General features: G+C 62.3%; 8 protein-coding genes. 5 read left to right on the forward strand and 3 right to left on the reverse strand.

The window, feature by feature from the left end:
* The first annotated feature begins 36 nt into the window (after positions 1 to 36).
* The 3 genes from BMZ79_RS31180 (at position 37) to BMZ79_RS31190 (ending at position 4135) form a co-directional block, all read left to right on the forward strand.
* Positions 37 to 2442, forward strand: coding sequence for an EAL domain-containing protein (locus BMZ79_RS31180; RefSeq protein ID WP_256253280.1), 2406 nt, complete (start codon positions 37 to 39; stop codon positions 2440 to 2442).
* A 148-nt stretch (positions 2443 to 2590) separates the two neighbouring features.
* Positions 2591 to 2893 carry a hypothetical protein gene (locus BMZ79_RS31185; protein WP_090648457.1) on the forward strand — a complete coding sequence of 101 codons (303 nt, stop codon included), beginning with the start codon at positions 2591 to 2593 and terminating at the stop codon, positions 2891 to 2893.
* Between the two features lie 204 nt (positions 2894 to 3097).
* Positions 3098 to 4135 carry a Gfo/Idh/MocA family protein gene (locus BMZ79_RS31190; protein WP_090648460.1) on the forward strand — a complete coding sequence of 346 codons (1038 nt, stop codon included), beginning with the start codon at positions 3098 to 3100 and terminating at the stop codon, positions 4133 to 4135.
* A 394-nt stretch (positions 4136 to 4529) separates the two neighbouring features.
* On the opposite strand, the gene BMZ79_RS31200 is transcribed toward BMZ79_RS31190, so the two are convergent.
* On the reverse strand, positions 4530 to 5753 hold the full coding sequence (locus BMZ79_RS31200; protein WP_090648465.1) for a sugar phosphate nucleotidyltransferase: 1224 nt from the start codon (positions 5751 to 5753) through the stop codon (positions 4530 to 4532).
* Between the two features lie 1326 nt (positions 5754 to 7079).
* On the opposite strand from BMZ79_RS31200, the gene BMZ79_RS31205 reads away from it, so the two are divergent.
* Positions 7080 to 11732 (forward strand): X2-like carbohydrate binding domain-containing protein, encoded by a 4653-nt coding sequence (locus tag BMZ79_RS31205; RefSeq protein WP_256253271.1) that lies wholly within the window; start codon positions 7080 to 7082, stop codon positions 11730 to 11732.
* A 322-nt stretch (positions 11733 to 12054) separates the two neighbouring features.
* Here the strand turns inward: BMZ79_RS31205 and BMZ79_RS31210 are convergent, their stop codons facing one another.
* Entirely contained in the window at positions 12055 to 12606 is a 552-nt protein-coding gene (locus tag BMZ79_RS31210) for a TetR/AcrR family transcriptional regulator (protein WP_090648470.1), read from the reverse strand.
* 118 nt (positions 12607 to 12724) lie between these two features.
* Here BMZ79_RS31210 and BMZ79_RS31215 point away from each other — a divergent pair, with 118 nt between their 5' ends.
* Positions 12725 to 13465 carry an SDR family NAD(P)-dependent oxidoreductase gene (locus BMZ79_RS31215; protein ID WP_090648473.1) on the forward strand — a complete coding sequence of 247 codons (741 nt, stop codon included), beginning with the start codon at positions 12725 to 12727 and terminating at the stop codon, positions 13463 to 13465.
* 283 nt (positions 13466 to 13748) lie between these two features.
* On the opposite strand, the gene BMZ79_RS31220 is transcribed toward BMZ79_RS31215, so the two are convergent.
* Positions 13749 to 15494, reverse strand: a complete 1746-nt coding sequence (locus BMZ79_RS31220) for an alpha-glycosidase (protein ID WP_090648476.1) — start codon at positions 15492 to 15494, stop codon at positions 13749 to 13751.
* Between the last annotated feature and the right edge of the window lie 95 nt (positions 15495 to 15589).

Below are 15589 nucleotides of genomic sequence, written 5' to 3' on the forward strand. Positions count from 1 at the left end.
ACGGGTTTGCATCACGCGCACGGGACTTACGATATGATGCTGGTGTGGTTTTCTTATGTGGTGGCGGTCGTGGCCTCATACACCGTCTTGGACCTGGTCGGGCGGATCGGCACGGCGAAGGGCGCTTCCCGCTGGGGCTGGCTGCTGTTCGGCGCGGCGGCGATGGGGCTCGGCATCTGGTCGATGCATTTCGTCGGCATGCTGGCCTTCTCGCTCAGCGTCTCGGTCGCCTACGACCTGGACAAGGTCGTGCTGTCCGTGGCGGCGGCGATCGCCGCGTCCTTCGCCGGGCTGTTCGCGGTCGGCCGCAGCCGCCCCTCGGCGCGGCGGCTGCTCGCGGGCGGGCTGCTGCTCGCGACCGGGATTTCGGCCATGCATTATACGGGCATGGCGGCCATGCAGATCGGCATTGCCTACGATCCGCTGCTGTTCGCCTGCTCGATTCTGATCGCCGTCGCGGCTTCGCTCGCGGCGCTGTGGCTGGCGTTCTACCTGCGGCGGGGCGACGAGCGGGGCGGCGTCTGGAAGAAGCTCGGCGCCAGCCTGATCATGGGGGCGGCCGTCGCCGGGATGCATTACACGGGCATGCGCGCCGCGCGGTTCGAGACGGACGCCGCGCCGCACGCCGTCCGCGGGATCGTGCTGAACCATACGTTCCTGCCCTACGTCATCGCGGGCGGCACGCTGTTCACGCTGGGCCTGTCCCTGTTCGGCATCTACATTTCCAACCGGCTGTCCCGCCAGGATTCCGAGCTTCAGCAAAGCGAGAATTGGTACAAGTCGCTGTTCGACAATAACCAGGACGCGATCATCTCGATCGACACCTCGCGCCGCATCACGGGCTTCAACGCGGCAGCGACCGAGGTGACGGGGTTGTCCGGCGAGTGGCTGCGCAGCCGCGGCATCGACGACCTGCTTCCGCATATCGCCGAGGAGGAGCGGGAGCGGACGCGCGAGCATTTCCGGAGGTCGCTTGGGGGCGAGGCGCAGAGCTATCAGACGGCGTTCGTCCATCGCGACGGGAGACGCATCGAGCTGAGCGTCGTCCACGTGCCGGTCGTGCAGGACGAGGGCATCGTCGGCAGCTATATGATCGCCAAGGACGTGACGGAGGAGAAGGCGGCGAAGGAGAGAATCCAGTACCTGGCCTTCCACGACGAGCTGACGGGTCTCCCGAACCGCCGGATGCTGAACCGGTCGCTCGCGGAGCTGATCGAGGGCCGGCCCGATCGGTTCTCCGTCATGGTCATGGACATGGATCGCTTCAAGCTGATCAACGATTCGCTCGGCCACACGTACGGGGATCAATTTTTGCAGGAAGTGGGCAAGCGGATCGTGGCCTGCCTCGAAGACGAGCGGGTGACGCTGGCCCGGATGGGCGGCGACGAATTCACGCTGCTCTGCGACGGCCGGTACGGGAAGGACGAGGCGGAACGGTTCGCGAAGCGCATCATCGCGGCCGTCGGGGTGCCGTTTCGCCTGAAGGAGAACGACTTCTACGTGACGGCCAGCATCGGCATCGCCTTCTACCCGCAGGACGGGGAGGACGCGGTACAGCTGCTCAAGAACGCCGATACGGCGATGTACGAGGTCAAGAAGAACGGGAAGAACGGCTACCAATTCTATACCGGGGAGCTGAACGCGCAGCTGCAGCACAAAATCGAGCTGGAGGTCGAGCTGCGGCAGGCGATCGGGGGGGATCAGCTGTACCTGGATTACCAGCCGCAAATCCGGACGGGCGACGGCGGGATGATCGGCGTCGAGGCGCTCGTCCGCTGGCGCCATCCGTCCAGAGGCGTCGTGTCGCCGGGCGTGTTCATTCCGATCGCGGAAGAGACGGGCATGATCTACGAGCTCGGCACCTGGGTGCTGCGGGAGGCGTGCCGCCAGATGAAAACCTGGCACGACGCGGGAGGCCCGCTTATCACGGTGTCGGTGAATCTGTCGTCGCAGCAGTTCCACCAGCCGAATTTGACGCAATACATCAAGAACATTTTGGAGGAAACCGGTCTGGCGCCGCAGTACCTGGAGCTCGAGATCACGGAAAGCATGATGATGGACGCCTCGGTCTCGATCGGCATCCTGAACGAGCTGACCGATTACGGCATCCGGATCAGCCTCGACGACTTCGGCACGGGCTACAGCTCTCTGAGCTATCTGAAGCTGCTGCCGATTCACAAGCTGAAGATCGACCGCTCCTTCATCCGCGACATTACGGTGAACCGGAACGATAAGGCGATCGTGGCAACGATCATCTCGATGGCCCAGCATTTGAACATGGACGTCATCGCGGAGGGCATCGAGACGAAGGAGCAGCTGGATATCTTGACGGACAACGACTGCGAGAAAATCCAGGGGTACTATTACAGCCGCCCGCTGCCCCCGGCCGAGGTGGAGCGGACGTTCTTCGCGCCGATGCGCGGCGCGGCTCTGCGCGGCTGACGGCAGCTGCCGGACGTCGGAAGCTGACGGCTGGACTGACCGGCCGACACCGGCCGCGCTTCCCCGGAGTTGCTCCCGGCCGCCGTTTCGGGCACAATAGAAGGCATCGCGGCATCCTGCGCAGGACGGCAGGAGAAGGAGGCGCCCCATGGCATTCGGAGTCACGCGCGAGGAGCTGGCGCGCTGGAAGGCGGCGGTGTCGCGCGGCGAGATCGCCTATTTGACCCACTACTGGCTCGAGCCGCGTTTCAAAGGTATCAAGACCGTCACGAAGGTCGGCTGCGGCGACCTCGAGAAGCTGGCCGCCTGGTGCCGGCGCAACGGATTGGATCCGGCCTACATTCACCGCCGCGACCCGTTCCCGCACTTCGACCTGATCGGCGAGAAGCAGGTGGAGATCTTGAAGCGGGAAGGGCTGCGGGAGCAGCTGGAGCGGTTCAAGCTGGTGTGATCGCAGCCGCGCCGGCAGGCAGCCGCGGCCGGGCAAGCTTTGCGGACAGGCGTCGTTTTCGCCCCATCGGGCGGAAGCGGCGCCTTTTTAGGTTGGCCGGCGCCCTCCCCCGGTTGCTTCCTTCCCGTACGGAATGGGTTAATAAAGAAGCAGAGGCCTTGCGCCGCAGGCGCGGGCCGACTTCAATCGATGAGGTGATGACGCATGACAATCCGAGTAGCGATCATCGGCTGCGGCTCGATCGCGGAGCTCCGGCACGCGCCGGAGTACGCGGCGAACGGGCATGCGGAGATCGCCGCCTTCTTCGACCATAACCCGGAACGGGCGCAGCGGCTGGCCGATCGGTTCGGCGGCCGGGTCGCGCCGAGCATCGACGACGTCATGGCGGACGAGACGATCGACGCGGTCAGCGTATGCACGTCGAACGAGACGCACGAGGAAGTGACGGTCAAGGCGCTGCGCGCCGGCAAGCACGTGCTGTGCGAGAAGCCGATCGCGATCTCGGTCGCCGCCGCGCGGGCGATGATGAAGGCGGAAGAGGATTCGGACGGCATTCTGATGATCGGCCATAACCAGCGATTCTCCAAGGCGCACAGGATCGCGAAGCGGCTGATCGATTCGGGCGAGATCGGACGGGTGCTGACGTTCCAGACGACCTTCGGCCACAGCGGGCCGGAGCATTGGGCGTTCGTGAAGAGCATGGACACGTGGTTTTTCAGCAAGGAGCGGTCCGGGCTCGGCGCCGCGGGCGACCTCGGCATTCATAAGCTGGATCTGGTCCGCTACTTGCTGGACGACGAAATCGCGGACATCGCGGCGTTCAGCGGGGCGCTGCATAAGACCGATACGGAAGGCGAGCCGATCGCGGTGAACGACAACATGGTGTGCATCGTGCAGACGGAAGGGGGCGTGCTCGGCACCGTGGCTCTGAGTTGGACGTATTACGGCGAGGAAGACAACAGCACGGTGCTGTACGGCGAGAAGGGGATATTGAAGATTTTCGCCAACGAAACGTATCCCGTCCAGCTGAAGCGGAGCGACGGCACCTCCAAGGAATACGAAATCGACGGCATGCAGACGAACGACAACCAGACGGAGAGCGGCGTCATCGACGCGTTCATCGAGGCGATCCGGAAAGGGAAGAAGCCGCCGGTCAGCGCGCGGGACGGGCTTGTCTCGCTGAAGCTGATCCAAGCCGCCTTGAAGGCGGCCGAGGAACGGCGCTCCGTGCGCGTGAAATAGCAGGAGGAAAGGCCCGCGTATGGATGCGGGCCTTTTGGGGCGTTTGCGGGCGCGGATGCGGATTCCATTGTTGCTGCTGGAGATAGGCGGCGCACCGCGGGCCTGTCCGATCGGCAGGCGGGCCGCCCCCGGGTCGCCGAGCCGCGCGGCGAAGCGCATCTTCGCGCGCCGGCCTCTCTGCGCAACCGGAGACGTATCGCCCGTATCGCTCGCGGAGTCGGCCTGCATCCGGTCAGGTTTCGCAGCCGGCTAAACTGCCGGCAAAAAAAACGCCCGAACAGAAGGAAGCCGCGCTTCCCGCGTTCGGGCGTTTCGTTAGGGATTCGTTTCGGTTCGCATAGGGAGGTTTCGCTCGAAACTCGAAATAAGGTTGATTCCGCTCGGCGTCGGCCGATCAGGCTTTGTCGTACACGATGCCGGCCGAAGCGGCCGTATCGCGGTCGTACAGCGACTGCGGCAGACGCGCCGGCGTCACGACGAAGCGCGGATGCGCCGCGACGCACTCGCCCGGCGCGATGACCGTGACGTCGCCGTTCAGGCTGCCGATGACCGCGCCTTCTTCGATAACGGCGCCTTCGCCGACGATGACGCGGGATAGACGCGCGCCTTGGCCGATGCGGGCGCCGGGCATCAGGACGCTTTCGCGGATGTCCGCGTCTTCCTCGACGACGACATCGCCGAACACGACGCAGCGGTCCAGATCCCCCTTGATCGCGCTGCCGGGATGCACGTACGAGCTTTGCACGTCCGCGTTCGGGCACAAGTAGGACCGCTCGGGCCGGCTCCGCACGCTGGACAGGATCGGCCACGGCTTCGCGCCGGCGGCGCGGTCGAGCTCGCCGTCGATGAGGTCCATGTGCGCCTCCCACAGGCTTTCGACCGTGCCGACGTCGCGCCAGTAGCCTTCGAACGGATGCGCCAGCAGAGGCGTGCCGTTCTTCAGCAGCCGCGGAATGATGTCCTTGCCGAAGTCGCGGCTCGAAGCCGGGTCGGCCCGGTCCGCCAGCAGCGCTTCCCGCAGCGCCTCCCATTTGAAAATGTAAATGCCCATGGAGGCCAGATTGCTCTTCGGCTTCGCGGGCTTCTCGGCGAACTCCGCGATGCGGCGTTGCTCGTCCGCGATCATGATGCCGAACCGGCTCGCGTCACGCCACGGCACGCGCTTGACCGCGATCGTGGCCGCCGCGCCGCTCTCGATATGGTCTTGAAGCATGCGCCGGTAATCCATGCGGTAAATATGGTCGCCCGACAGGATCAGCACATGCTCCGGCGCTTTCCGGTCGAGGAAGTCGAGATTTTGGTAAATCGCGTCGGCCGTTCCCGCATATCCGTGCTCGCCGGCGCGATCGGAAGGCAGCAGCTCGATGTCCGCCGCGCGGCCGTTCGCATGCCAGGAGGTCCCGTCCCCGATATGCGCATGAAGCGAATCCGCCATATACTGCGTCAATACCCCGATCGTGCCGATGCCCGAGTTGATGCAGTTGCTCAGCGTGTAGTCGATGATGCGGCAGCTGCCGCCGAAAGGCACGGCCGGTTTCGCCATGGACTCCGTCAACGGAGCCAAGCGCCGCCCCTCTCCTCCTGCCAGCAGCATAGCGACACAACCATTCGAATTCATTTCGTTTCCTCCCCGAAGTCCGTTGTACTAGTTTTATACACGCGGCAAAATAGGATGAAACGCCCAAAAACTTTTCCTGCGCACGGGGAAAAATCGGCGCTTCAAGCGGTAAAACGGCGGGTATATACCCGCGCGTTCGCGGCTGACGCATGTCCGGGAACGTCGGTGGGGGAAGGCGCGCAGACGAGAGCCGGGGCGCCTCCTGTTCCGCGGTTTCAAGGAGGCGTCCGTATCGGCGCAAGGCGGCGGCGGGCGGCCGTTCCCTCGCGCGTTCGCGCCGTGACGCTGCGTTGCGGCGTTAGTCCTGCACCCAGTTAGAGTATATGAGCAAGGCCCTGTATTATAATCCCTTCGGCCTGCTTCAGAAGCGAAAAAGGTTTCGACAATGCCCGGCATCCCGCGGACTGGCCCTGTCCAAGCATTCGCGGCGGGCCCGGCTACCGATACAGCGGGAGGCGGTGTATCAGTATTTTGGACTTTGGGTCAGTTTCCGGAGATGCGGGACGGGACGTCTACGCGGCCAGGAGATCCGCTACTTTGCCGGCAGCGACACCGCGGGCCTGCCGCCCGCCGAGGGGCTACGCCGCATTGCCGGCTCGCCGCGCTGCATAATTAACCATCGGCACCATGCCCTCAGCCATGCCCGGTCTTGTCCGCCGTCCCCGCGCCTGTCCGTTCCAGCCCCGGCCACACGGCCGACGAATGAGCGTCGCTCTTGCGCCTATAACCCACCAGCGGCATGTCGTCCTCGATGGCGATACGGTCGTAATCGGAAACTAGGCGGTAACGGGTTGTCGCGCCCAACATGCCGCTCGTCCGGTTGGTCTCGTTAGCCCCGTACCGTACTTAAGCGGCCACCACAGCGGTTATTTCGGACTTTCCGGGCTTTTGGCTTGGTTCGGCCGGCGGCTGCGGGGAGCCAGGGGGCGTTCGCGGCAAATCGGGAGAATTGGACGCCCGAACGCGAAGTGTACCTGCCGCATTCGGGGGAAATCGTACGGTAAACGACCGAAATGTACCTACTTTTGGCAGCGATGTTCGTCTACAATCGGCTTTACGTAAGCGCTGTCATCCTTGTGGGTCGCATCGCCGCCCGACGCGCGCCGCCTCCGGTGGGAAGAGACGAACGCCGAAATTAAAGCGCTCTCAACCGGGCGGAGCCGCGCGTTCGGCCGCGGCGGCGGGCAACCGCATACGGAAAGGAGGCATTGACCGACGCGGAGCCGCGGACGGCCGTTACCGTCCCTGCGGAGACCCTGCATCCAGTCGTACCAGCGTTTGCACGATCTTATTCATAAGGGGATGCGTACATTGAATCTTTATGCAATGCGTCTGCGAAAACCGTGGATCGGTTTTCTGCTGGCGGCCGTCATCGTCGCGCAGTTCGGGTGGACCGGGCCGCGGGCGAACGTGGCGGAAGCCGCCGACAACGGCCTCGCGCAAAAGCCGTACATGGGCTGGAGCAGCTACAGCTTGCAGGTCTACGACGGACCGTCCGGCAATTGGACGTCCGAAGCGAAAATCAAGCAAATGTCCGACGCGATGCACGAGAAGCTGCAGTCGCACGGCTACAACTATATCAATATCGACGCCGGCTGGAACGGCAGCATGGACGAATACGGACGTCCCGTGCCGAGCACGACGCTTTATCCCGGCGGCTTTGAGAACCTCGCCAACTACGTGCACAATAACGGGCAGAAGATCGGGATCTACATGATTCCGGGCATATCGCCGACGGCCGTGGAAGAGAATTTGCCCATTTATAACGCGCCCGGCTGCACGATCGGCGATATCGCCGTCAAACCGTACACGACCGCGGATTACTGGAACCTCGGCTACAAGATCGATTTCAGCAATCCGTGCGCGCAGAAGTACGTCGATTCCGTCGCGGACGAAATCGCGTCGTGGGGCGTGGATTTCGTCAAGTTCGACAGCGTGACGCCGGGCTCCGGCCATAACGACACGTCGATCGATGCGCGCGACGATGTCAAAGCGTGGTCCGAGGCACTGAGCAGGCACCGCATTTGGTTCGAGATTTCGTGGGCGCTCGACCATAACTACGTGGATTTCTGGAAGAAATACGCGAACGGCTGGCGCGTCGATTGGGACGTGGAATCCTATAATCCGGCCGTCGGCATGACGCAGTGGAGCAACGTCGCCCGCCTCTTCCCCGACGCGGAGCTGTGGTGGCGCGACGCGGGCCCGGGCGGCTGGAACGATTTCGACTCGCTCGATATCGGCAACGGCGCCACGTCCGGCCTGACGAAGGACGAACGGCAAACGGCCATGACGCTGTGGGCCGCCTCGTCGGCGCAGCTGTACATAGGCGACGACATCGCGAACCTGGACGATTACGGCCTTTCGCTCCTGACCAACGACGAGGTCATCGCCGTCAACCAGGCCGGCCATCCGATTCATCCGGTGTCCACGGCTTCGGACCAGCAGGCATGGTACGCCAACAACGGCGACGGCACGTACACGGTCGCGCTGTTCAACCTCGGCAGCAAAGGCGCCAAGGTCGGCGTGAACTGGAGCGACATCGGCTTGAACGGTTCGGCGTCGATCCGCGATCTGTGGAGCCATCAGGAGCTGGGCAGCTCCGACGCGGGCATCCAGCCGGTCTACCTCGAGCCGCACGCTTCCCGGCTGTTCAAAGTGACGGCGCAAAGCGGTTCCTCGATCGTGAATGACGACGATACCGGCATGAAATACGAAGGCGCGTGGACGCGCAACGGCGGAAACGAGCTGGTGCGGGACGCGCAGGACTTGTCCGTCATCGTGACGGATCCCGTCGTGACCGCGGCTGACGGACCGGCCGGAACGGGCGACGGCGCGAACGGCAGCCCGGACGGCGGCGCGCCTGCGGCGACGGAAGCCGCGGCTTCCCATACGGTCATGATCAACGATAACGATCCGGCCATTCAGTACAAGAACCAGTGGGGCTACAGCAATAACCGGCCGTTCAACGACTACCAGGGCGACGTTCATTACGGCGAGCCGAATGGCGGCACGCAGCCGGAGATGTCGTACGAATTCAACGGCACGGGCATCGAAGTCTGGGCCGAGAAAAGCTCCAGCAGCGGCAAGCTGGACGTTTACGTCGACGGCGAGCTGAAAGACACCGTCGATACCCAGGACGCCGTCCAAGCGGGCCAGGCGCCGGTGTACACGTTGACCGGGTTGGCACAAGGACCGCATACCCTGCGCGTCGTCCGCAACGACGGCGGCGAGCATTACTTCCTGTTCGACGCGCTCAAGGCGACGGCGGACACGCTGCTCGGCGCGCCGTCGTCGGCTAGCTTCAACAAGGACGTTCCCGCGGACATCGCCGTTCCGCTGCCGTTCGGCGCCGGCTCCCTGAGCGGCATCAAGCAAGGCGGGACGGCGCTGCAAGCGGGAACCGATTATACGGCAAGCGGCAATACGGCGACGATCAAAGCGGCGTATCTCGCGCAGCAGCCTTCCGGCCAGCAGGCGCAGCTGACGTTCTCGTTCGCCGGCGGCGACGCGCAGAGCCTGTCCATCGCGGTGAGCGGCACGTCGATCAGCCCGACGGCGGCGCAGTTCGATAAACGGCCGACGGCGCAGCGCGACATCGACGTGACCCTCGCGCTTCCGGACGGCAACAGCCTGACGGCCGTCAAGAACGGCGCGGATACGCTGACCGCGGGCGAGGATTACGCGGTCGACGGCTCGACCGTGCGCATCCTGAAAGCGTACCTGGCCGCGCAGCCGGTCGGCGATACGAGCCTGACGTTCGAGTTCGCGCAGAGCACGCCGCGCACGCTCGTCGTCTCCGTCAGCAACTCGGCTTCCCCGGGCCGCTACGCGATGATCAACAACAACGACCCGTCGATCCGCTACACCGGGGGCTGGAGCGGCAGCGGCGGCCGCAACCTGGGCGATTACAAGGACGACGTGCAGTGGACCGAGGGCGAAGGCGCCTTCTTCACGTATACGTTCCAGGGCACGGGCATCGACTACATCACGGAAGTGGATCAGGGCCAAGGCGACGTCGAGATCTTCATCGACGGCGTGAGCCAAGGCACGGTCAGCACCTACGGCGCGGACGCGCATAACAAGCCTCAAGTCACGGTTTTCTCCGCGACGGGGCTGACCAACGGCTTCCACACGCTGAAGGCCGTCAAGAAGACGGGTAAATTCATGCTGCTCGACGCGCTGCGGGTCCAGCTGCCCGACTTGATCGACATTTCGTCGGCCGATTACGAGAAAGGCGCGGCGGACGGCGTCAGCGTCAACCTGATGTTCAGCGCGGACAGCCTGAGCGGCATCTGGAACGGCGCCGCGGAGCTGGCGGAAGGATCGGATTACACGATCGACGGCCGGAAGGTCACGATCGCGAAAGCGTACCTGGACGCGCAGCCGGCGGGCACGACGAAGCTGACGTTCCGCCTGAAAGGCGATTACGCGGACGATATCCATGCCGCGACCGAGGACGGCAGCGCCTACCAGTACGCCTTCCAAGGAACCGGCGTCGAGCTGCTGGCTCCGACGAGCCCGAAGCAGGGCGACATGGAGATCTCTATCGACGGCGAGCTGAAGGCGACGGTAAGCGCCCACTCGGCGGACCGGACCGCGCAGACGAGTCTCTTCCGTTCCGACGCTTTGGCGGACGGCGCGCATACGATCCGCGTCGTCAAGAAGTCGGGCGAGCTGATGCTGGCGGACGCGCTGAAATTCAACGTTTCCGCGGGCACCGTTTCTCCGCCGGTTGGCTCGGGCGGCGGCATTGTGGCCACGGTTCCGTCCGCGCCGCAGGTCGTGCGCGCGACGCAGCCGGACGGTAGCGTGAAGGATGAGCTGGCGCTGACGGGCGATAACGCCCGCGCCCTGATCCAGAAGGCGGCCGGTCAAAGCGCGGTCACGCTGTCCGTTCCGGACGCGACCGATGCCGCCGCGCTGGCCAGCGTCAAGCTGGCGGCGGACGCGGTCAAGCAGCTGGCCGAAAGCGGCCTCGATCTCGATATCGACGCGGCGAACGTCAAGCTGCATATTCCGAACGCGCTGCTGAAGCAAGCGGGCGGCAATCTGTATATTGACTTGACGCCGGTCAAATCGGCGGAGCAGGGCGCGCGAATCGAAGGCCGCGCCAAAGCATCCGCGGTCGTCGCGGTCGGGGCGAACGGCGGCGCGGCGGAGCTTGCCGGCCGTCCGGTCGACATCGCGACCAACCTGCCGCAAGGCGAGGTGATGCTCGTGCTGCCGCTGCAGGGCGCGGACGCGAACGGCGCGCCGGGCACGCTCGGCGTCTACATCGAGCACAGCGACGGCACGAAGGAGTTCAAGCCGGGCGAGGCGGCGTCCTTCGGCGGCAAACCGGGCGTCCGGTTCGCGACGACGAAGTTCAGCACGTTCGCGCCGCTGAAATTGACAGGCGCGGCAGGCGCCAAGCAGCCGTATATCCAAGGCTTCGACGGGCATCTGTTCAAACCGGGCAACACGCTCACGCGCGCCGAGCTGGCGACGATTCTGTCGCGCGTCGCGCCGAGTGCCGGCGGAACGGCCGGCAAGGCGTACCAGGACGTGAAGCCGGGCCATTGGGCGGCCGCGGCCATCGCGAAAGCGACGGCGGCCGGCCTGATGAGCGGCTACGCCGACGGCAGCTTCAAGCCGGACCAGCCGGTCAGCCGGGCGGAAATGGCGGCAATCGCCGTCCGTCTGTCGGGCAGCGCGGCCAAGCCGGGCCCGGGCTTCACGGACACGGCCGGCAGCTGGGCGGAGCAAGCGATCCGCACGGCGCAAGGCGCGGGCTTCCTGCAAGGCTACGAGGACGGCAGCTTCCGGCCGGACCGCACGCTGACGCGTGCCGAAGCGGTCGTCGTGCTCAACCGCGCGCTCGGCATTCAACCGCTGAACGCGGCGCGGTCCTCGTGGAGCGACGTGCCGAGCGGCTTCTGGGCCCTCGGCGACATCGAGGCGGCATCCGCGGGCAGCGGCGGCGGTGCGCAGGACGCGTAAACGCCGAAGCAGCAAGCCATAGTCATCGAAAAAGCCGGGACGCGATCATGCGTCCCGGCTTTTTTGCGAGCGGGCGGCTTTTCCGCCCGTTGTTGAGACGGGGTCGGGGCGAGGAAGAGGCGTGCCGCGGCCAAGAACGGTACCCAGTACGGTACATGCGGCCGAACGCGCGATTTTTCGCAGCAGAACGGCATCCGATACCGTACATGCGGCTGAGCTCGTGATTTTCGCTGCAAGTGATCAGTGAAAATAAAGTAATGGGGAACGCTGTCTTAACATGAAAGAATAAGTGTTCGCGGAAATTAAAAACCATCTTACGAAATTATAAGATGGTTTTTGTATTAAAATAAGGTTCAACAAATTTCCAAGTCCGCTCAAAATCGTCTTGCGTGTGCTCATCCCAAAAGTCGGCGAACATGGGGTGATGAAAACGCGAAAACAAGCCAATCAAACACCGTTTTTCTTGGCGGTCCGTCATACCGGAAACGGCCCCGAGGCTGTCAATCAGGTCGTTCATGTGTCTTTCAACGAGCTCGGGCTTCGTGCTTAAATACTCTGCATAGAGTTTGAACATGACAGGTTCAGCCTTGTAAGCGGCGTGTTTAGCGCTCGCGAGCGTCCAAAACCAGTCGTGAATCGTCTCGGATCGCGACTTTTTCGGGTCAACTTTGTACGGGAACAGGTCAGCCAGCATAGCATCAAGCCAGTTAAAAGCGAGCAATTCCCAGAGATCTGCTTTATTCTTGAAATGCTTGTACAGTGCGGGTTGAGAGATATTTACGGCTGCTGCGATATCCGTCAAACTCACGTTTCCGTAGCCTTTTTCCAACAGCAGTTCCTGCGCTTTTTCTAAAATTTTTTCCTTGGTATTCATGCTTTGATTTTATCACAAGTTATAATTGTTGACAAATATAACTCCTAAAGCTATGATAGTATCCATCAAGCAGTTATAAAATTTATTAATTATAACTTGATAAAGGGGAAATCAATGTATGAAAGCACTCATCACAGGTGCAAATAAAGGCATCGGCTTTGCTATCGCGGAAGCTCTCGGAAAATCAGGCGTTGGAATTTTGGTTGGCGCACGCAGCGAAAGCCATGGCCAAGAAGCGGTGAAAAAGCTGTCAGCACAAGGTATTACAGCAAGCTTTGTCAAAATTGATTTGAACAATTTTGACACGATTCACAACGCTGCAAAAGAAATCGATCAGCTTGATCTGCTTATCAATAATGCGGGAATTCCTGACAGTCACAAGGCTGATCGTCCCGACCTTGACACGAAGAAAACAGCGTTTGACTACACGACCGACGACCTCCGCGAGACACTGGAAGTCAATTTCCTCGGGACGCACGAGATGATTAGAAGTTTCCTGCCTAAACTCGCTGCAAACGGAAAAATCGTGAACATCACGATACCGATTCAGCCGACTAATTACTGGCATCCGCTCGCTTATCAGACCAGTAAGGCCGCACAAAATGTGATGGCGATGAATTACGCGCTTGAGTTCAAAAATACGGGCAGCAGCAAACAGATTTTTGGCATCATGCCTGGCGGTGTGGCAACGGATCTCAACGGACATACCGCTGGCGCGTTGGATGGCTACATCAAATCAGCTGAAGAAGCAGGCGAGTTCATCGCGAAACTCGCGCTTGACGCGGAAAACCACAACGGTCAAATGATTCAACATGACGGGAAAATCGTTACGGATTACGAAGTGCAATTACACGGATAACGGATTAACTACTGGCAAATTCTTAGGAATTTTCAGATCTGATATGATCCAAACCAAATGATAAACAATCGTTCCAACTCCAAAGAAAAAGCCGCCAATAATATTGACGGCTTTTTCTTTAGATTTCGCGGCCAAGAGCGGTACCCAGTACGGTACATTCGGTCGAATTCGCGATTTCGCGGCCAAGAACGGTACCCAGTACGGTACATGCTTTCGAATCCGCACGCAGGAAGGGTAACTCCGCTCACGCAACCGCCGCCCCGTCGTCCGCCGCCCCGACCCGCTACAGCTTCCGCACCAAAATCCGGTACCCGAACGGATCCAGCTCCACCCGCTGCATGCCGTCCTTGGCCGGCGCATGGTCCCCGGTGAGCGCGTCGTGCCAGTCGTTCGTCTCCATCGCGTGCTCCAGCACGGTCCGCTCGCCGGTCGGATTCATCCAGACCGTGAAATGCTCGTCCTCGCCCAGCCGTTCGTAGACGATGCGCGCGTCTCCCTCGTCCGCCTTCAGGAAGCGGAAACGACCGCTCCGCAGCGCCGGATGGGACTTGCGCAGCCCGATGAGCAGCTTGTAGAAGTCGTACAGCTCCCGGTCCTGCCGTTCTTCGTCCCAGATCATGCATGCCCGGCAGTCGGGATCGCCGCCGCCCTGCAGCCCGATCTCGTCGCCGTAGAAGATGCACGGCGTGCCGATGTACGTGAGCAGAAACACGACCGAGAGCTTCAGCTTCAGCTTGTTGCCGCCCGCGCGCGTCAGCACCCGCGGCGTGTCGTGGCTCGACAGCAGGTTGAAGATCACCTCGTTCGTCCCCTGCGAATAGCGCATGAGCAGGGTGTTCATGCCCTCCGCGAACGTCCGGCCGTCGACGCCTTCGCCGGTGAAGAACCCGAGCACCCGGTCCGCGAACGGATAGTTCATGACGGAATCGAACTGGTCGCCTTGCAGCCATGGACGCGAGTCGTTCCACACTTCGCCGACGATGTACGCGTCCGGCTTCGCCGTCTTGACGACCTGCCGGAAGGCGCGCCAGAAATGGTGGTCGACCTCGTTGGCCACGTCGAGCCGCCAGCCGTCGATGTCCGTTTCGCGAATCCAGTATTCGGCGACGTCGAGCAAGTATTTCTTCGTCTTCGGGTTCGCCGTGTTCAGCTTCGGCATCTGGCCGAAGAAGCCGAACGTATCGTACGTGGCGATGCCGTCCTTCACCTCCGCGGGGAAGCTCCGCACGTGGAACCAGTCCGCGTACTTCGAATGCTCGCCGTGCTTCAGCACGTCCTGGAAGGGCGGGAACTGCTCGCTCGTATGGTTGAAGACGGCGTCCAGCACGACCCGGATGCCGCGCTCGTGGCATGCATGGACGAGCTGCTTCAGCACCGCCTTGTCGCCGAAATGCTCGTCGATCTTCATGTAATCGACGGTATCGTATTTATGGTTGGAAGGGGATTGGAAGATCGGGGTCAGGTAGACGGCCGTCACGCCGAGGTCGGCCAAGTGGTCGAGATGGTCCAGAATCCCTTGGAGATCGCCGCCGAAATGCGTCTCGTTGGTCGGCTGGCCGCCCCATTCCGCTTTCCCCTCCGGGTCGATCGACGGGTCGCCGTCCGCGAACCGGTCGGGCATGATCTGATAGAACACCGCCGACTTCGCCCACTCCGGCGCCGTGAACAGGTCGATTTCGTGAATATACGGAAACTCGTAATACCCGTTCACCGGGAACGGCTGCTCTCCGCAGGTGCCGTCCTCCGACAGATAGACCGTCTCCTCGCCCTGCCGCATCCGGAAAATATACGAGAACCGCTTGTACTTCGGCTTGACCGCCGCCTCCCAATAGTCATAGAAGCGGTCGGACGCGATTTTCAGCATCGGCAGCTCCTCATTGATGCTCGCCCAGTCGTATTTGTCGCCCGCGATGACCGTCACCTCGTCCACGTCGTCGCGCTTCGTCTGCACCCGCAGATGGATCGTGTCCATGTCGTAGGCATACGCCCAATTGCTCCGCGGCGAGTGGTGGAAACATTCCTGAAACATGTGCGCCAACTCCTTTTGCTTGTCGAATATTCGAAATAGAGGGGAAGTAAGAGGTGACACCGGCGAAACCAGCGAAACCGGGCTTCGCCGGCATG

The organism is Paenibacillus sp. UNC496MF (assembly GCF_900113915.1).
GTDB lineage: Bacteria > Bacillota > Bacilli > Paenibacillales > Paenibacillaceae > Paenibacillus_Z > Paenibacillus_Z artemisiicola.